Here is a 17,766-nt window from a genome sequence, read left to right as displayed (position 1 = left end):
TCTGTAAACCACCGCACTCCTGTGGGAGCGGGCTCGACCCGCGATGGGCACACCGCAGTGCAACTGCCAGATCCCGGTCTACGCTTGCACCTTCACCGGCGGCTCTTCACTGGGCGGGTCGCCCACGGGCTCCTGCTCCTTGGGCGGCTCGGGCTCCTTCTCGGGCACCGGTGGTGGCAGATTGGGGTCATCGATATTCGGATCGGGCGTTTCAGCAGGAATAGGAATATTCATGGGCCGAACCTCACATAAAGGGCTGTTCAAAGGCTGACCCATACTTCGACCGTGGCCGCGCCGCATCGCTCATTTTTTATTGAACCCCCACGCCTGCCATTGCTCTGAACCTTACCGTCACAGCGTAACGGAGCGATGTTCGATGACCCGCGATGAGCCTTTCAGCACCGATGAAACCAGCGAGCACACCCTGACCCTGGCCAGGGCGCTGCTGCTGCCGCGCATAGTGATCGAGAACACCGAGCCTGTGCTCGACGCCGGCCAGCATGCGGTCAAGGGCACCGTGGGCGAACAGGTCACCGTTACCAGCAAGGTCTTCGCCGACGGCCACGACGTGCTGGCCGTGCGCCTGAGTTGGCGCCGCCTGCAGCACCCCAACTGGCACGAAGTGCCCATGACGCTGCTGGGCAACGACAGCTGGGAGGGGCGCTTCACGGTCAGCGAGGTGGGCCGCCACCTGTTCATGATCGAGGCCTGGATCGACCAGTACGCCAGCTACTGCTACGAGCTGGAGAAGAAATTCGCCGCCGGCGTCGACGTAGGCCTGGAGCTGGAGGAGGGCCGCCGCCACCTGATGCAGAGCGCCGAGCGCAGCAGCGAGCCGCTGCGTGCGCAACTGGAGGCGGTGGCCCTGCAACTGGCCAGCCTGCCTGCCCAGGCCGGCGTCGAGCTGCTGCTGCACGGCGACACCCGCGCCCTGATGGGCCGCGCCGACCACCGTGCCTACCTCAGCCGCAGCGCCGAGTTCCCCCTTGAGGTGGAGCGCGAGCGCGCACGCTTTGCCAGCTGGTACGAGCTGTTCCCGCGTTCGGTCACCGACGACCCGGCCCGCCACGGCACCTTCAACGACGTGCATCAGCGCCTGCCGATGATCCGCGACATGGGCTTTGACGTGCTCTACTTCCCGCCCATCCACCCCATCGGCACCCAGCACCGCAAGGGCCGCAACAATGCCTTGCAGGCCGGCCTCGACGACCCCGGCAGCCCCTACGCCATCGGCAGCGCCGACGGCGGGCACGAGGCCATTCACCCGCAGCTGGGCAGCCGCGAAGACTTCCGCCGGCTGGTGGCCGCCGCCGCCGAGCATGGTTTGGAAATCGCCCTGGACTTCGCCATCCAGTGCTCTCAGGACCACCCCTGGCTCACCGAGCACCCGGGCTGGTTCAGTTGGCGCCCCGACGGCACCATCCGCTATGCCGAGAACCCACCGAAAAAATACCAGGACATCGTCAACGTCGACTTCTATGCCGCCGACGCGGTGCCCGCCCTGTGGCTGGCCCTGCGCGACGTGGTGCTGGGCTGGGTGCAGGAGGGCGTGACCCAGTTTCGCGTGGACAACCCGCACACCAAGCCGCTGCCGTTCTGGGAGTGGCTGATCGCCAACGTGCGCAGCCAGCACCCGCAGGTGATCTTCCTCGCCGAGGCCTTCACCAAGCCGGCGATGATGGCGCGCCTGGGCAAGGTCGGCTATTCGCAGAGCTATACCTACTTCACCTGGCGCAACACCAAGGCCGAGCTGCAACAGTACTTCAGCGAACTCAACCAGCCGCCGTGGTCGTACTGCTACCGCCCCAACTTCTTCGTCAACACGCCGGACATCAACCCGTTCTTCCTGCACGACTCCGGCCGCCCGGGCTTTCTGATTCGCGCAGCGCTGGCCACCATGGGCTCGGGCCTGTGGGGCATGTATTCGGGGTTCGAGCTGTGCGAGGCGGCGGCGATACCGGGCAAGGAGGAATACCTGGACTCGGAGAAGTACGAGATCCGCCCGCGCGACTACACCCAGCCCGGCAACATCATTGCCGAGATCGCCCAGCTCAACCGCATCCGCCGCCAGCACCCGGCCCTGCAGACCCACCTGGGCATCCGCTTCTACAACGCCTGGAACGACAACATCCTGTACTTCGCCAAGGGCGATCCGGCCAGCGGCAGCCTGATCCTGGTGGCCGTCAGCCTCGACCCGCACAACGCCCAGGAGGCGCACTTCGAGTTGCCGCTGTGGGAGCTGGGCCTGGAGGACGACGCCGAAACCTTCGGCGAAGACCTGATGAGCGGCCATCGCTGGAGCTGGTACGGCAAGACCCAGTGGATGCGCATCGAACCCTGGCACCAGCCGTTCGGCATCTGGCGCATCACCCCGGCCCGCTAGCCCCCCGCCAACCAGAAGGAGTCGTACATGGCGAAGAAAGCCCGCCCAGCCACGTTCATCAACGACCCGCTGTGGTACAAGGACGCGATCATCTACCAGGTGCACGTCAAGTCGTTCTTCGACTCCAACGGCGACGGCATCGGTGATTTTCCCGGCCTGATCGCCAAGCTCGACTACATCGCCGAGCTTGGGGTCAACACTCTGTGGCTTCTGCCGTTCTACCCCTCGCCACGGCGCGACGACGGCTACGACATCGCCGCCTACAAGGCCGTGCACAGCGACTACGGCACCCTGGCAGACGTGCGCCGCTTCATCGCCGAGGCGCACAAGCGCAACCTGCGGGTGATCACCGAGCTTGTCATCAACCACACCTCCGACCAGCACCCGTGGTTCCAGAAGGCCCGGCGCGCCAAGCCCGGCTCCAGGGCGCGGGACTTTTATGTGTGGTCCGACACCGATACCAGGTACGACGGCACGCGCATCATCTTCCTCGACACCGAGCACTCCAACTGGACCTGGGACCCGGTTGCCGGCCAGTACTTCTGGCACCGCTTCTATTCGCACCAGCCCGACCTCAACTTCGACAACCCGCAGGTGCTCAAGGCGGTGATCGGGGTGATGCGCTACTGGCTCGACCTGGGCGTGGATGGCTTGCGCCTGGATGCCATCCCGTACCTGATCGAGCGCGATGGCACCAACAACGAGAACCTGCCCGAAACCCACCAGGTGCTGAAGAAGATCCGCGCCGAAATCGACGCCAACTACCCCGACCGCATGCTGCTGGCCGAGGCCAACCAGTGGCCCGAGGACACCCAGCTGTACTTCGGCGAAGGGCAGGGCGACGAGTGCCACATGGCCTTTCACTTTCCGCTGATGCCGCGCATGTACATGGCGCTGGCCCAGGAAGACCGCTTTCCGGTCACCGACATCCTGCGCCAGACCCCGGAGATCCCGGCCAACTGCCAATGGGCGATCTTCCTGCGCAACCACGACGAGCTGACCCTGGAGATGGTCACCGACCGCGAGCGCGACTACCTGTGGAACTACTACGCCCAGGATCGTCGCGCGCGCATCAACCTGGGCATCCGCCGGCGCCTGGCACCGTTGCTGCAACGCGACCGGCGCCGGGTCGAGCTGCTGACCAGCCTGCTGCTGTCGATGCCGGGCACCCCGACCCTGTATTACGGTGACGAGATCGGCATGGGCGACAACATCTACCTGGGCGACCGCGACGGCGTGCGCACGCCGATGCAATGGTCCATCGACCGCAACGGCGGCTTCTCCCGCGCCGACCCGGCACGCCTGGTGCTGCCGCCGATCATGGACCCGCTGTACGGCTACCAGTCGGTGAACGTCGAGGCCCAGGCCAGCGACCCGCATTCGCTGCTCAACTTCAACCGTCGCCTGCTGGCGGTGCGCAAGCAGCAAAAGGCCTTTGGCCGCGGCAGCCTGACCATGCTCTCGCCCAGCAACCGCCGCATCCTGGCGTATGTCCGCGAATTCACCGGCAGCGACGGCAAGGGCGAAACCATTCTGTGCGTGGCCAACGTGTCCCGCGCCGCCCAGGCGGCAGAGCTGGACCTCTCGGCCTATGTCGACCAGGTGCCGGTGGAGATGCTCGGCGGCAGCGCGTTCCCGCCGATCGGCCAACTGCCGTTTCTGCTGACCTTGCCGCCCTATGGCTTCTACTGGTTCCTGCTCGCGCCCAGGGACCAGATGCCCAGCTGGCATGTGCAGCCCGCGCAGCCGCTACCGGAGTTCACCACCGTGGTGCTCAAGAAACGCATGGAAGAGCTGCTCGAATCGCCGTCGCGCGACACCCTGCAAGACGCCATCCTGCCGCAGTACCTGCCCAAGCGCCGCTGGTTCGCGGGCAAGGGCGCCGCGCTGGAAAAGGTGCGCATCGCCTATGGCGTGCGCTTCGGTGCGGCCACCAGCCCCGTGCTGCTCAGTGAAATCGAGGTCGACAGCGGCGGGCAGACCAGCCGCTATCAGTTGCCGTTCGGCCTGATCGGCGAAGACCAGCTGACCAGCGCATTGCCCCAGCAACTGGCCCTGTCACGGGTACGCCGGGGGCGCCAGGTGGGTCTGATCACCGATGGTTTCGTGCTCGAAAGCTTCATTCGCGCGGTGCTGGCCGGCTTTGCCGATGGCACGCGCCTGAGCTGCAGCGACGGCGAGTTGCAGTTCCAGGCCACCGAACAGCTGGCCGCCCTGGAGCTGGGCGACGAGCCGGCGGTGCGCTACCTGTCGGCCGAGCAGTCCAACAGCTCGGTGGTGGTAGGGGGCAGCCTGGTGCTCAAGCTGATCCGCCGGGTCAATGGTGGCATCCACCCCGAGCTCGAGATGAGCGCCTACCTCACTGCCGCCGGCTACCCGAACATATCACCGTTGCTGGGCTGGCTGAGCCGGGTGGACGCCACCGGGCAGCCGCACCTGCTGATGATCGCCCAGGGCTACCTGAGCAACCAGGGCGACGCCTGGGACTGGACCCAGAACACCCTGGAACGCGCGATTCGCGACGAAATGGAACCCGGCACCCAGGCCCCGCAGGCCCATGCCGATGCCTTGCAGGAGCTGCAGGCCTTTGCCGCGCAGCTGGGCCAGCGCCTGGGCCAGATGCACAAGGTGCTGGCCGCGCCCACCCAGGACCCGGCGTTCAAGCCGCGGGTGAGTAGCGCGCGCGATGGCAAGGCCTGGGGCAAGCAGGTCAGCGCCCAGCTCAACCAGGCGTTCGACCTGCTGGAGCAGCACCGCGATGAGCTGGATGCCGACAGCCAGGCGCTGGTCGACGACCTGGGCAAGCAGCGCAAGGGCCTGCTCGAACAGGTCAGCGAACTGGCCATGCAGGCGGTCGGTGGCGTGCTGATACGGGTACACGGCGACCTGCACCTGGGCCAGGTGCTGGTGGTGCAGGGCGATGCCTATCTGATCGACTTCGAAGGCGAGCCGGCGCGCCCGCTGGAGGAGCGACGCGGCAAGCACAGCCCGTACAAGGACGTCAGCGGCGTGCTGCGTTCGTTCGACTATGCTGCTGCGATGGTGTTGCGCAGCGCGTCGGGGGTGGACGTCTCGCCGCCGGCCCGCCAGGCCCGTCAGCGCGTGGCGCGGCGCTACCTGCACCAGGCCCGGCATGCCTTTGTTCAGGCCTACGATCTGGCCACCGCCGACCTGCCGCACGCCTGGGAACAGCCCGGCGGGGCACGCGCGGCGCTGGACCTGTTCAGCCTGGAAAAGGCTGCCTACGAAATTATGTATGAAGCCGAGAATCGCCCGAGCTGGTTGGCCGTGCCCTTGCATGGCCTCCATGGGCTTGTCAGTACGTGGGGAGAATGAATGAGCGCGCACAAGCGGGAACAGGCTGGGTTGGGCACAAGGGATATCGATGACCTGGTCAATGCCAGGCACGGCGACCCGTTCGCGGTGCTCGGGCCGCACCCGGATGGCGCGGGCGGGCAGTGGATACGCGCCTACCTGCCCGATGCCCTGAGTGCCCGGGCGGTGGCCCGCGACAGCGGGCAGGTGCTGCTGGAGCTGGAGCAGGGCAGTGTGCCCGGGCTGTTCAGCGGGCGGTTGCAGCAACCGCAGGCGTACGACCTGCACATCAACTGGGCAGGGGGCGAGCAGGTCACCGAAGACCCCTACAGCTTTACCCAGCTGCTGCTGGGCGAGATGGACCTGTACCTGTTCGCCGAGGGCAATCATCGCGACCTGGCCAAAGTGTTCGGCGCGCAGCCCGCACAGGTGGACGGCATCGACGGGGTGCGCTTTGCGGTGTGGGCGCCGAATGCGCGGCGGGTGTCGGTGGTCGGTCACTTCAACAACTGGGACGGGCGCCGCCACCCGATGCGCAAGCGCGTGCCCAGCGGTGTGTGGGAGCTGTTCATCCCGCGCCTGCAGGCCGGCGAGACGTACAAGTACGAACTGCTCGGGCCCGACGGCATCCTGCCGCTCAAGGCCGACCCGCTGGCACTGGCCACCGAGCTGCCGCCCAGCACCGCCTCGAAGGTGGCCGCCGCGCTGGGCCATGTGTGGCAGGACCAGGGCTGGATGCGCGTGCGTGCAGCGCACCAGGCCACCAACGCGCCGCTGTCGATCTACGAACTGCACGCCGGTTCCTGGCAATGCGAGCTGGATGAAAGCGGTGAATTGGCCCGCTACTACAACTGGCGCGAACTGGCCGAGCGGCTGGTGCCCTACATCCAGGAACTGGGCTTCACCCATATCGAGCTGATGCCGATCATGGAGCATCCGTTTGGCGGCTCGTGGGGCTACCAGCCGTTGTCGATGTTCGCGCCCACCGCGCGCTATGGCACGGCCGAGGATTTCGCCGCGTTCATCGACGCCTGCCACCAGGCCCACATCGGCGTGATCCTCGACTGGGTGCCGGCGCATTTTCCCACCGACGAACATGGGCTGGCGCAGTTCGATGGCACCGCACTGTATGAGTACGCCAACCCGCTGGAGGGCTTCCACCAGGACTGGGACACGCTGATCTACAACCTGGGGCGCAACGAGGTGCACGGCTTCATGCTGGCTTCGGCATTGCACTGGCTCAAGCATTTTCACATCGACGGGCTGCGGGTGGATGCGGTGGCCTCGATGCTGTACCGCGACTACTCGCGCAAGGCCGGCGAATGGGTGCCCAACCGCCACGGCGGGCGCGAGAACCTGGAGGCCATCGATTTTCTGCGCCACCTCAACGACGTGGTGGCCCAGGAGGCGCCGGGGGCGCTGGTGATCGCCGAGGAATCCACCGCCTGGCCGGGTGTCAGCCAGCCGACCCAGCAGGGCGGCCTGGGTTTCAACTACAAGTGGAACATGGGCTGGATGCACGACACCCTGCATTACATCCAGAACGACCCGATCCACCGTGCGCATCATCACAACGAGATGAGCTTCGGCCTGATCTACGCGTATTCCGAGCATTTCATCCTGCCGATTTCCCATGACGAGGTAGTTCACGGCAAGCACTCGCTGATCGACAAGATGCCGGGCGACCGCTGGCAGAAGTTCGCCAACCTGCGCGCGTACCTGGCCTTCATGTGGTGCCATCCGGGCAAGAAGCTGCTGTTCATGGGCTGCGAATTCGGCCAGTGGCGCGAGTGGAACCATGACGCGGAACTGGACTGGTACCTGTTGCAGTACCCCGAGCACAAGGGTGTGCAGTCGCTGGTGGCCGACCTGAACCGGCTGTACCGCGACGAGAAGGCGCTGCATCAGCAGGACTGCGTGCCGCAAGGGTTCCAGTGGCTGATCGGCGACGATGCGCGCAACAGCGTGTATGCGTGGCTGCGCTGGAGCGCCGAGGGCGAGCCGTTGCTGGTGGTGGCCAACTTCACGCCGGTGCCGAGGGAGGGTTATCGCATCGGGGTGCCGTTTGGCGAACAGTGGGTGGAGGTGCTCAACAGCGATGCCCAGGTGTATGCCGGGTCCAACTACGGCAACCTCGGGGCGGTGAACAGCGAGGCGTTGCCCAGCCATGGGCAGCCGCTGTCGCTGGCGGTGAACCTGCCGCCACTGGCGGTGCTGGTGCTGCGCCCGGCTTGAGACCTTGGGCCTGCTGCGCAGGCCATTCGCGGGTCAAGCCCGCTCCCACAGGGATTGCAGTGTTTTCAGGAACTGCGCTGCACCTGTGGGAGCGGGCTTGACCCGCGATTCGATCTACAGGTCCAGCACCAGCCGGGCCGTGCGCGCCCGCGACACGCACAGCATCATGCTCTGCTGCGAAGCCTTCTCTTCATCGCTCAGGTACTGGTCGAAATGCTCGGCCTCACCCTCCAGAATCATGGTCTCGCAGGTGCCGCACACACCCTCGCGGCACAGGCATTCCACCTTGGCCGCCTTGGATTTCTCGATGGCCTGCAAGATGGTCATGCCTTCCTCCACCTGCAACTCCTGCCCCGAGCGCGCCAGCACCACGGTAAACGCCGCACCGGTCACCGGCGCCGCGGCAAACTGCTCCCAGTGCACGCGCTGCTCGGCAATGCCCAGCGATGCTGCGGTGGCGATCACCGCATCGATCAGCGGCTTGGGCCCGCACACATACACATGCGCCGCGTCATCCAGGCCCGCAAACAGCGTGGCCAGGTCCAGCTTGCGCTCCAGGCTGTCGATGTAGAACTGCGTGTTGGCCGCATGCGGCCCGCTGCTCAGTTCGGCCTGGAACGCGCCATGCTCGGGGCTGCGAAAGGCATAGTGCAGCTCGTAGGCGGTGCTGCCGGCCTCCAGTTCATGCAACTGCGCCAGAAATGGCGTGATGCCGATGCCGCCGGCGATCAGTACGTGCCGGCCCGCGCTCGGGTCCAGCGCGAACAGGTTGTTGGGGCTGGAGATGGTCAGCACGCTGCCCACCTCGACCTGCTGGTGCATGAACGCCGAGCCACCCTTGGACTGCTCTTCAAGGCGCACGCCGATCTGGTAGCTGCGGGTGTCGCGCGGGTCGCTCATCAGCGAGTAGGCGTTGCTGAACTGGCGCCCGTCGGCGCCCTGCATCTGCACGATCACGTGGCTGCCACCGGTAAATGCCGGCATCGGCGCGCCGTCCTCACGGGCCAGGGTGAAGCGCTTGATCAGCGGCGTCGCCTGCTCGACGGCGGTTACCTGCACACTGAACATCTCGTATTTGTTGGCCATGATTGACCTCGACTGCCACTGGCTCACACGGCCAGGCACAGGTACTTGATTTGCAGATAGTCTTCGATGCCGTAGCGCGAGCCTTCGCGGCCCAGGCCCGACTGCTTGACGCCGCCAAACGGCGCCACTTCATTGGAGATCAGCCCGGTATTGATACCGACCATGCCGTACTCCAGTGCCTCGGCCACCTTGAACACCCGGGCGATGTCGCGGCTGTAGAAGTACGCCGCCAGGCCGTACAGGGTGTCGTTGGCCTGGGCAATCACCTCTTCGTCGCTGCGAAAGCGCACGATGGCCGCCACCGGGCCGAAGATCTCGTCCTGCAGCAGCTGGGTGCCCGGCGCAATGTTGGCCAGCACCGTGGGTGCGAAGAAGTTGCCGCCCAGCGCATGGGCTTCGCCGCCCAGCAGCAGGTCGGCGCCCTTGGCCACGGCGTCGTCGATCAGGCTGCGCACCTTGGCCACGGCCTTGTCGCTGATCAGCGGGCCGACCTGGCTCGCGGCGCTGGTGCCGTGGCCCACGCCCAGGGCGCGCACGCGCTCCACGAAGCGTTCGGTGAACTGCGCATACACGCTGTCATGCACGTAGAAACGGTTGACGCATACGCAGGTCTGGCCGGCGTTGCGGTACTTGGCTGCCAGCGCGCCTTCGACGGCGGCGTCGATGTCGGCATCGTCGAACACGATGAACGGCGCGTTGCCGCCCAGTTCCAGCGAGACCTTCTTGATGCTCTGGGCACACTGGCCCATCAGCAGCCGGCCGATCGGGGTGGAGCCGGTAAAGCTCAGCTTGCGCACGGCCGGGTGCCCGGTGAACTGGGCGCCAATGGCCACCGCATCACCGGTGACCACGCTGAACACCCCGGCCGGGATGCCTGCACGTTCGGCCAGCTCCACCAGCGCCAGGGCGCAGAAGGGGGTTTCGTTGGCCGGCTTGACCACGATGGTGCAGCCGGCGGCCAGGGCCGGGGCCACCTTGCGCGTGATCATCGCCGCCGGGAAGTTCCACGGGGTGATGGCGGTGCACACGCCGATGCCCTGCTTGATCACCAGCAGGCGCTTGTCGTTGGAAGGGCTGGGGATGACATCGCCGTAGACGCGCTTGCCTTCCTCGGCAAACCATTCGATGAACGAGGCCGCGTAGCGGATCTCGCCCAGTGCCTCGTGCAGCGGCTTGCCCTGCTCGAAGGTCATCAGCCGGGCCAGGTCGTCTTCGTGTTGCAGCAGCAGTTCGAACCAGCGGCGCAGCACCTGCGCGCGGTCCTTGGCAGTGCGCTCGCGCCAGCCTTGCAGCGCGGCCTCGGCGGCTTCGATGGCGCGTACCGTCTCGGCGCCGCCCATCAGCGGCACGCTGCCCAGGCGCTCGCCGTTGGCCGGGTCGCAGACCTCGACCTGACGACCGTCGTCGGCATCGCACCAGTGGCCGTTGATGTACGCCTGTTGGCGCAGCAGTGTGGGATCGTTGAGTTTCACGCAAGGCACTCCATGCCGCCCCCGGCGTACCGGGGGCGGGCGTTGTCAGTCGTTGAGGTGGGCGACGGCGATCAGGTTGTGGAAGTGGGCGATGCCGTGCTCGCTCATGCCGCTGCGCTCACGGTCGGCCATGATCCGGCCCTGGCCACGGTAGCCGCGGGACTTGAGGCCCTTCTGCACGCTCTCGACCAGGCGCAGGTCCTCGGGGCGGAACACCTCGCGGTACCAGTCGATGAGTTTCTGCTGCTCTTCGGTGATGTCCTTGTTCAGGAAGTACACGTCGTAGTGCTGCAGGGTGGTTTCGGCGTCGACCGGGAACTCGTAGATCACGGTCATGAAGTTCGCGCCTGGCGGCACGTTGAACATGGTGCACGGCCATGCCCAGAAGCCGGCGAAGGAGGGGTCCTTGACGCTTTCGTCGAACTTGAACGACTGCTCCGACGGCTTGGCCAGGCCATATTGCAGGGTCCAGTTGCCGTAGGTGGTGTGGCTGTACTGGCCGACGTCCACCGAGTCGGAGAAGCCCGGGTGCGCCGGGGCGCAGTGGTAGCACTCCAGGTAGTTGTCGACGATGGACTTCCAGTTGGCCGGGGTATCGCTGACGAAACGTGCTGCCAGGTGCAGGTCGTCGATCACCGCGCAGGCCTGGCGCATGCGTGCCTGCAGGCCGGGCAGCTGGTCTTCGACGCTGCCGGCGTCCATGTCCATGTTGATGAAGATGAAGCCTGCGTACTCTTCCACGCGCAGCTGCACCAGGGTGGAGTTCTGCTTGTCGAAGTTGACCACGTTCTCGCAGTTGCGGGCGTGGGCCAGTTCGCCGTCGAGCTTGAAGGTCCAGGCGTGGTACGGGCAGGTGATCACGTTCTTGGCCTTGCCGCTGCCGCTGAGCAGCTGGTGGCCACGGTGCGGGCACACGTTGTAGAAGGCGCGCAGCACGCTGTCGCGACCACGCACCACGATGATGCTCTCGCCGATGATCTCGCGGGTGATGTAGGCGTTGTTCTCGGCCACTTCGCTGCGATGACCCACGCAGATCCAGCTGCGCGCGAAGATGTTCTCTTTCTCGTGCTCGAACACCGCAGGCTGGGTGTAGAACTTGGCCGGAATGGTGAAGGCCTCGTCTGCGCTGGCGCAGAAATCGGCGGGCAGGCGTTTGAAGTCGTTCATTGCTATCTCCTCACGGGGGCGTCCAGCCAGGCCGGCGCACCGTTGTTCAATTGGCTTTTACTTATTGGTTTACGTGTATCTATTGGTTAACAGAACAGGCAAAAAAAAGGACCGTCAGGCCTGCATCCGTGCAGGTGGGTCGGGGTCAGCGACTCAGCGGGCCGTCGCGGTTACCGGGGCCGCTGCGGGTTGTTCAACGGGTTCAGGCTGTTCGGGCTGCTCGCCGGCCAGGCGCGCGGCCTCTTCCTCGATGCGGTGGGCCGGCACGTGGCCGTAGTCCTGCAGCATCCACTTGAAGAAGCCGTAGATCTTGATCAGCAGGATCACCATGAACGGGATCGCGGTCAGCACCACGGCGGTCTTCATGGTCGACAGCGAGGCCTTGGCGAACAGCATGGCCAGCGGTACCAGGGTCAGCACCACGCACCAGAACAGACGGTGGGTGGGGGTGGGGTCGTCGCCTTCGCGCAGGTTGCGGGTACTGGTGGCCGCCACGGCATAGGCGGCAGCGTCCATGTGCGAGGCGCAGAACACCGCCATGATGAACAGGTACACGCCCAGGAACACCTTGCCCATCGGCAGTGCTGTCAGCAGGGCACTGACCGCCGATTCGCCGCCTTGCTCGCTGAGGATCTTCGGTACGTCGATGGCGCCGTTGATGAACTGGTGCATGCTGTAGCTTTCCAGCGCGCCAAAGAAGAACCAGCAGCCCACGCTGCCACCGGCGAGCAGGGCGAACACCACTTCCTTGAGCTGGCGCCCACGGGACACACGGGTCACGAACATGGCCACGCCCGGGGCATAGGACACCCACCACAGCCAGTAGAACACCGTCCAGTTGCGGGTGAACGCGCCGTCGCCGGCCGGGTCGGTGAACAGGCTCATGCGCACATAGTTCTGCACCATCAGGCCGATGGAGTTGGCGGTGTTGTTGATGGTGAACTGGGTCGGGCCCACCAGCAGCACCACGCCGGCGAACACCAGCGCGCCGATGCACACCATCTTGCTCAGGCGCTGCAGGCCGCCATCGATGCCGATGTAGGAACTGAGCGAGAACAGGATGGCCACTGCACCGATCACCATCAGTTGCACGGTGAAGGTGTCGGGGGTGCCGGCCAGGTCATGCAGGCCGCGGGTCAGGGTCGAGGCGGTGAGCGCCAGCGACACGGTCAGCGCGCCCATCATGGTCAGCAGGAAGATCAGGTCCACGGTGCGACCGATCGGGCCGGTGGCCTTGAAGCCGGTCACCGCCTCGACGATCGAGGCCAGGTTCAGGCCGCTCTTCTTGCGCACGTGGAAGTGATAGGCCATGGCCAGCGAGGCCAGGGCATAGATCGACCAGGCGCTGATGCCCCAGTGGAAGAACGAGTAGCTGACGCTGTATTCCAGCGCCTGGCTCGATTGCGCGGCAATGTTCAGACCAGGGGTCTGGTAGTAGTAGGCCCATTCCATCACGCCCCAGTACAGGGTCGAGGACCCCATGCCGGCACAGATGAACATGAACACCCAGGTGGGGGTGGAATACTCGGGCTTGCCGCTGCCGAAGCGGATGTTGCCGTACTTGCTGAACGCCAGGTAAAGCACGGCCAGCGAACTGCCGAATACCAGCACCTGGACACTGGTGCCGAAGGTACGGGTGGCAATCTCGAACAACTGGTTGGCGGCCTGTTCGGCCTGGGAGGGAAACACGGCGAGGCCGATCACGGTGAGCAGCACGGCAATCAGGCTCACGGTAATCAGGAACACATCTATCTGTTTTTTATTCTTGTGCGACATCATCGTCTCCTGGACGTTGGCGTTCTTATCTGTACCCGGCAGGCAATCCGGGGGGTAGTGCGGTAAAGCGTCCTCCTTCTGTTAACTATAAGTTAACGTCTATCTTTTGGTTAACAGATTCTGCCTAGAATCTTGTGGGCTCGCAAGAGGTGACGGGCCGGATTGTCTGGCAATTCAGACAACCGGCCCGTTGGTTCACCCTTCGATCAGCGCAGTGATGGCCTGGCCGACCTGTTGGGTGGACTTCTGCCCGCCCATGTCGCGGGTGGTGTCGCCGGCGGCGATCACGCGCTCGATGGCGCCAAGGATGTCGTCGTGGGCGGCGCGGTAGCGCGGGTCGGCGCCGTCATTGCCGAGGAACTCCAGCATCAGCGCCCCGGACCAGATCATCGCGATCGGGTTGGCGATGTTCTGGCCGAAGATATCCGGCGCCGAGCCGTGGACCGGTTCGAACAGCGACGGGAACCTGCGCTCGGGGTTGAGGTTGGCCGACGGTGCGATGCCGATGGTGCCGGCGCAGGCCGGGCCCAGGTCGGAGAGGATGTCGCCGAACAGGTTGGAAGCCACCACCACGTCGAAGCGGTCCGGCTGCAGCACGAAGCGTGCGCAGAGGATGTCGATGTGCTGCTTGTCCCAGCTGATCTCGGGGTAGTTGGCGGCCATCGCGGCGGTGCGCTCGTCCCAGTACGGCATGCTCACGGCCATGCCGTTGGACTTGGTGGCCGAGGTCACGTGCTTGCGCTCACGGGTCTGCGCCACGTCGAAGGCATACTTGAGAATGCGGTCGACGCCGCGGCGGGTGAACACCGACTCCTGCAGCACGAACTCGTTTTCGGTGCCTTCGAACATGCGACCGCCCAGCGAGGAGTATTCGCCCTCGGTATTCTCGCGGATCACCACGAAGTCGATGTCGCCCGGCTCGCGACCGGCCAGCGGGCAGGGTACGCCGGGGAACAGGCGCACCGGACGGATGTTCACGTACTGGTCGAAGTCGCGGCGGAACTTGAGCAGCGAGCCCCACAGCGAGATGTGGTCCGGCACCTTGTCGGGCCAGCCGACCGCACCGAAGTACAGCGCATCGAAGCCCTTGAGCTGCTCGAACCAGTCATCGGGCATCATCTTGCCGTGGGCCAGGTAATAGTCGCAGCTGGCCCACTCGAAGAATTCGAACTGGATGTCCAGGCCATGCTTGCGCGCGGCGGCTTCGACCACGCGGATGCCCTCGGGCAGCACTTCGTTTCCGATACCGTCGCCGGGAATGGCGGCAATCTTGAAGGTCTTGGTCATGGCGGCTCACTCGTTGTTGTTTGGGAACAGGTGAGCGCATGCTATAAGCCATTGGGTCAGAGATAATCTCGCCCAACATGAATTCTTTGTGCACATATCGTGAATAGTCTGCCCAACCTCGAAGACCTCAACATTTTTGTCCAGGTGGCCAAGCGCGCCAGCTTTGCCGCGGTGGCCGAGCAACTGGGCATGTCGGCCGCGTTCATCAGCAAGCGTGTGCGCCTGCTCGAGCAGCAGATGGGCGTGCGCCTGCTGCACCGCACCACGCGGCGGGTGTCGCTGAGCGAGGAGGGCGAGCGGGTCTACCAGTGGGCCTTGCAGATTTTCGAGACGGTGCAGCGCATGGGCGACGACATCAGCACCCAGCACCGCGTGCCGGTGGGCCAGTTGCGTATCGCCAGCAGCCTGGGCCTGGGCCGGCGCTTCGTGGCGCCGGCGCTGTCGGAGCTGGCCGAGCGCTACCCGCAGCTGGATATTCGCCTGGACGTGCACGACCGCCTGGTGGACCTGATCGAGGAGGGGGTAGACCTGGATATCCGCGTGGGCAACGTGATTGCCCCGCACCTGATCGCCAAGCCGCTGGCCCACAACCGGCGCGTGCTGTGCGCCGCACCGGGCTACCTGCAACGGCGCGGCACGCCGCGCCAACTGGCCGAGTTGAGCAGCCATGACTGTTTGGTGATCAAGGAGCGTGACCACCCGTTCGGCGTCTGGCAACTACAGGGGCCGCAGGGCGAGCAGAGCGTGCGGGTGACCGGCGGGCTGTCGACCAACCACGGCGAGGTGGCGCACCAATGGTGCCTGGACGGGCGGGGGATACTGCTGCGTTCGTACTGGGATGTGCACGACAGCCTGGCCGATGGCCGGCTGGTGCCGGTGCTGGAGGACTATCACCAGGCGGCGGACATCTGGGCGGTATACACCTCGCCCCTGGCCAGCTCGGCGAAAGTACGCGTGGCGGTCGAGTTCCTGCGCCAGTACTTCGCCGAGCGCTACAGCCTGCCGGTGCTGGGTTAGCCCTTGGCGGGCACGATCTTCTTGATGGTGCCGTTGGTGATTTCGATCAGCACGTAGTTGTCCTGGATCTTGACCCACTGGCTGTCTTCGTCGGGCTGGCTCAGGCCCTTTTCCTTCCAGCCGCGCAGGGCCATGTCGTCGCGCTTGTAGAGGTCGGGGGCCTTGTCGTGCACCTTCAGCTCGCGAGTCGGGGACTCGGGGGCGACCACGCTGGGCTCGGCGGCCTGGGCCGGGAGCTGGACCAGTGCGACACTGCCGAGCAGGGCAAGGGTGGTGAACAGTTTGCGTGCAGTCATGCGGTACTCCTGATGGCTGGGGCTTGAAGAATCGGACTGCGCGCTGCTGCAAACATTCAATCGGCTGTATATCTGCGGCGTTGCCTTCGCTGGCAATGCCAGCTACCACAGGGTTTTGTGAACGCCCGACACGGTTTCTGTGACACAACCCGCACCCCAGAGCCTTCGTCTGAACTTTTTGAAACGCCCGGGGTTCGAAAGGTCGCATTCGACCCCGAGTGCCTTTCACATAAATGGAGACTGAAAGTGATGTCCAAGCGATTCGGCAACCTGCTGCTCAAGACCTCGGCCCTGGCGGTACTGGCCGCCCCCCTGAGTGCGCTGGCCGTAGCCCCCACCGACCCGATTGCAACCTTTGGTGTTCTCGGCGCCTACAACAAGTTCAAGCTCGAAGGCGGCAGCGAGTCCGATACCGACCGCATGGGTGAAGGCGGCCTGTTCTTCAACTTCGGCAACAAGCTCACCGCTGAATCCGGCTTCATCTACCAGGCCGGTGTCGACCTCAAGTACGGCGACCACAACGACACCAAGCTCAAGGAAGGCCAGGCCGACGTGGACCTGGGCTGGCGCGCCGCGATCGATGCGCGCAACTCGGTCGACCTGATCGTGGGCGGCGGCTACAACTGGTCGCGCTACGAGCTGGAATCCAACGGCTACGACATGAAGCTGACCGGTCGCACCCCCTTCGCCAAGGCCGCGCTGGGCTACAACCACCAGTTCGACGACATGACCCTGCGCCTGGAAGCCGGTGCACGCCGTTCGCTGGACAGCAAGGCCAAGCTGCATGTCGAAGACGTGGGCAACGACACCGTCGACCTCAAGGACCGTACCAACCCCTATGCCGAAGTCAGCCTGCTGATGAACCAGAAGGGCTCGATGCCGGTGATGGCCGGCCTGTACTACACCCGCACCGAGTACAAGCTGGACGAAGACTCGGAAGTGGCCGACAACATCAAGCTCAAGCGTGACGAGTTCGGCATCAAGGTCGGCCTTGCGTTCTAAGGGCTAGCGCCCGCGCTTGCGCGACACCACCGCCTCGATGTTCTTGCGCCCGATCAGCCTTGGCTGTTCGGGCGCAGTCATTTCACCCAGCCACTTGTACATCACCAGGCAGTCGACCAGGCCCAGGCGGGCATGCTGGTAGGCCCTGGGCAGGCGCCCGACGGTCTCGAAGCCCAGCACGTGCCACAGCGCCACGGCTACCTCGTTGCTGGCCACCACCGAGTTGAACTGCATGGCCAGGAAGCCCTCGTTGCGTGCCAGGCGCTGGGAGTGCTCGCACATCAGCCGCGCCACGCCGCGCCCGCGGGCGGCCTCGGCGACCATGTAGCCGCAGTTGCTCACATGGCTGCCGGGGCCTGCGGCATTGGCCTTGAGGTAGTACGCGCCCAGCAACTGGCCCTCGTCCTCGACCACCAGCGTGTGCAGCGGCACCTCCAGCCACAGGTGCCGGGCCTGCTCCAGGCTCAGGTTCGGGTCGTAGGCGTAGGTCTCCCGCGCCGCGATCACGGCCTGGAAGGTGGGCCAGAAGCGGTCGAAATCGGCGGCGGTCATCGGGCGGATCTGCAGCATGGGAATCCTTGGCGGGCGAAGGGGGCCGGTGGCGCGCCAGTCTCAGCGCTTGCTCCCCGACCGGCCCCACCAACCGAACGCTTGCCCCCGACTAGCCTCCCACGTCGCCCGCTGTTCGCGCATACCCAGACATCCCCCAACTCCTCACCTAGCCCTTGCC

General features: G+C 65.3%; 13 protein-coding genes. 5 read left to right on the top strand and 8 right to left on the bottom strand.

Annotation, left to right across the window (positions count from 1 at the left end; genetic code table 11):
- Nucleotides 1-78: 78 nt before the first annotated feature.
- The gene (locus MF6396_RS28840) at nt 79-234 is read right to left on the bottom strand and encodes a hypothetical protein (protein ID WP_167400188.1); all 156 of its coding nucleotides are present in this window, start codon (nt 232-234) and stop codon (nt 79-81) included.
- A 142-nt stretch (nt 235-376) separates the two neighbouring features.
- On the opposite strand from MF6396_RS28840, the gene MF6396_RS23830 reads away from it, so the two are divergent.
- The 3 genes from MF6396_RS23830 to glgB are packed head-to-tail and all read left to right on the top strand — an operon-like array spanning nt 377 to nt 7,933.
- On the top strand, nt 377-2,383 hold the full coding sequence (locus MF6396_RS23830) for an alpha-1,4-glucan--maltose-1-phosphate maltosyltransferase (RefSeq protein ID WP_078481704.1): 2,007 nt from the start codon (nt 377-379) through the stop codon (nt 2,381-2,383).
- Between the two features lie 27 nt (nt 2,384-2,410).
- Nucleotides 2,411-5,719 (top strand): maltose alpha-D-glucosyltransferase, encoded by a 3,309-nt coding sequence (gene treS, locus MF6396_RS23825; RefSeq protein WP_078481703.1) that lies wholly within the window; start codon nt 2,411-2,413, stop codon nt 5,717-5,719.
- Nucleotides 5,720-7,933, top strand: a complete 2,214-nt coding sequence (glgB, locus tag MF6396_RS23820) for a 1,4-alpha-glucan branching protein GlgB (RefSeq protein ID WP_078481702.1) — start codon at nt 5,720-5,722, stop codon at nt 7,931-7,933.
- Nucleotides 7,934-8,047: 114 nt separating this feature from the next.
- Here the strand turns inward: glgB and MF6396_RS23815 are convergent, their stop codons facing one another.
- The 5 genes from MF6396_RS23815 to MF6396_RS23795 form a co-directional block, all read right to left on the bottom strand.
- The gene (locus MF6396_RS23815; protein WP_043863954.1) at nt 8,048-9,019 is read right to left on the bottom strand and encodes a PDR/VanB family oxidoreductase; all 972 of its coding nucleotides are present in this window, start codon (nt 9,017-9,019) and stop codon (nt 8,048-8,050) included.
- Between the two features lie 23 nt (nt 9,020-9,042).
- Complete coding sequence (locus MF6396_RS23810) at nt 9,043-10,491, bottom strand: NAD-dependent succinate-semialdehyde dehydrogenase (protein ID WP_043863953.1); 1,449 nt, start codon at nt 10,489-10,491, stop codon at nt 9,043-9,045.
- Between the two features lie 45 nt (nt 10,492-10,536).
- The gene (locus MF6396_RS23805) at nt 10,537-11,658 is read right to left on the bottom strand and encodes an aromatic ring-hydroxylating oxygenase subunit alpha (RefSeq protein ID WP_043863952.1); all 1,122 of its coding nucleotides are present in this window, start codon (nt 11,656-11,658) and stop codon (nt 10,537-10,539) included.
- A gap of 153 nt (nt 11,659-11,811) precedes the next feature.
- On the bottom strand, nt 11,812-13,434 hold the full coding sequence (locus MF6396_RS23800; protein ID WP_043863951.1) for a BCCT family transporter: 1,623 nt from the start codon (nt 13,432-13,434) through the stop codon (nt 11,812-11,814).
- Nucleotides 13,435-13,629: 195 nt separating this feature from the next.
- The gene (locus MF6396_RS23795; RefSeq protein WP_043863950.1) at nt 13,630-14,721 is read right to left on the bottom strand and encodes a tartrate dehydrogenase; all 1,092 of its coding nucleotides are present in this window, start codon (nt 14,719-14,721) and stop codon (nt 13,630-13,632) included.
- Between the two features lie 99 nt (nt 14,722-14,820).
- Between MF6396_RS23795 and MF6396_RS23790 the strand changes: the two genes are divergently transcribed.
- Nucleotides 14,821-15,738, top strand: coding sequence for a LysR substrate-binding domain-containing protein (locus tag MF6396_RS23790; RefSeq protein WP_054914402.1), 918 nt, complete (start codon nt 14,821-14,823; stop codon nt 15,736-15,738).
- Here MF6396_RS23790 and MF6396_RS23785 read toward each other — a convergent pair.
- Nucleotides 15,735-16,034, bottom strand: coding sequence for an RcnB family protein (locus tag MF6396_RS23785; protein ID WP_043863948.1), 300 nt, complete (start codon nt 16,032-16,034; stop codon nt 15,735-15,737). The two genes, MF6396_RS23790 and MF6396_RS23785, sit on opposite strands and share 4 nt — an antisense overlap.
- Nucleotides 16,035-16,283: 249 nt before the next feature.
- Between MF6396_RS23785 and MF6396_RS23780 the strand changes: the two genes are divergently transcribed.
- Nucleotides 16,284-17,036 (top strand): outer membrane beta-barrel protein, encoded by a 753-nt coding sequence (locus tag MF6396_RS23780; protein WP_078481700.1) that lies wholly within the window; start codon nt 16,284-16,286, stop codon nt 17,034-17,036.
- 3 nt (nt 17,037-17,039) lie between these two features.
- Here the strand turns inward: MF6396_RS23780 and MF6396_RS23775 are convergent, their stop codons facing one another.
- Nucleotides 17,040-17,606: a GNAT family N-acetyltransferase gene (locus tag MF6396_RS23775; protein ID WP_078481699.1), complete on the bottom strand. Its 567-nt coding sequence runs from the start codon at nt 17,604-17,606 to the stop codon at nt 17,040-17,042.
- Between the last annotated feature and the right edge of the window lie 160 nt (nt 17,607-17,766).

The organism is Pseudomonas sp. MF6396 (assembly GCF_002018915.1).
Lineage (GTDB): Bacteria > Pseudomonadota > Gammaproteobacteria > Pseudomonadales > Pseudomonadaceae > Aquipseudomonas > Aquipseudomonas palmensis.
The sequence above is the reverse complement of the archived record's forward strand: the minus strand, read 5'-3'. Positions and strand labels throughout refer to the sequence as shown.

Coding starts and splice junctions, on each gene's coding strand:
- glgB (WP_078481702.1), top strand. CDS start 5,720: ATGAGCGCGCACAAGCGGGAACAGGCTGGGTTGGGCACAAGGGATATC.
- treS (WP_078481703.1), top strand. CDS start 2,411: ATGGCGAAGAAAGCCCGCCCAGCCACGTTCATCAACGACCCGCTGTGG.
- MF6396_RS23775 (WP_078481699.1), bottom strand. CDS start 17,606: ATGCTGCAGATCCGCCCGATGACCGCCGCCGATTTCGACCGCTTCTGG.
- MF6396_RS23805 (WP_043863952.1), bottom strand. CDS start 11,658: ATGAACGACTTCAAACGCCTGCCCGCCGATTTCTGCGCCAGCGCAGAC.
- MF6396_RS23785 (WP_043863948.1), bottom strand. CDS start 16,034: ATGACTGCACGCAAACTGTTCACCACCCTTGCCCTGCTCGGCAGTGTC.
- MF6396_RS28840 (WP_167400188.1), bottom strand. CDS start 234: ATGAATATTCCTATTCCTGCTGAAACGCCCGATCCGAATATCGATGAC.
- MF6396_RS23780 (WP_078481700.1), top strand. CDS start 16,284: ATGTCCAAGCGATTCGGCAACCTGCTGCTCAAGACCTCGGCCCTGGCG.
- MF6396_RS23800 (WP_043863951.1), bottom strand. CDS start 13,434: ATGTCGCACAAGAATAAAAAACAGATAGATGTGTTCCTGATTACCGTG.
- MF6396_RS23815 (WP_043863954.1), bottom strand. CDS start 9,019: ATGGCCAACAAATACGAGATGTTCAGTGTGCAGGTAACCGCCGTCGAG.
- MF6396_RS23830 (WP_078481704.1), top strand. CDS start 377: ATGACCCGCGATGAGCCTTTCAGCACCGATGAAACCAGCGAGCACACC.
- MF6396_RS23795 (WP_043863950.1), bottom strand. CDS start 14,721: ATGACCAAGACCTTCAAGATTGCCGCCATTCCCGGCGACGGTATCGGA.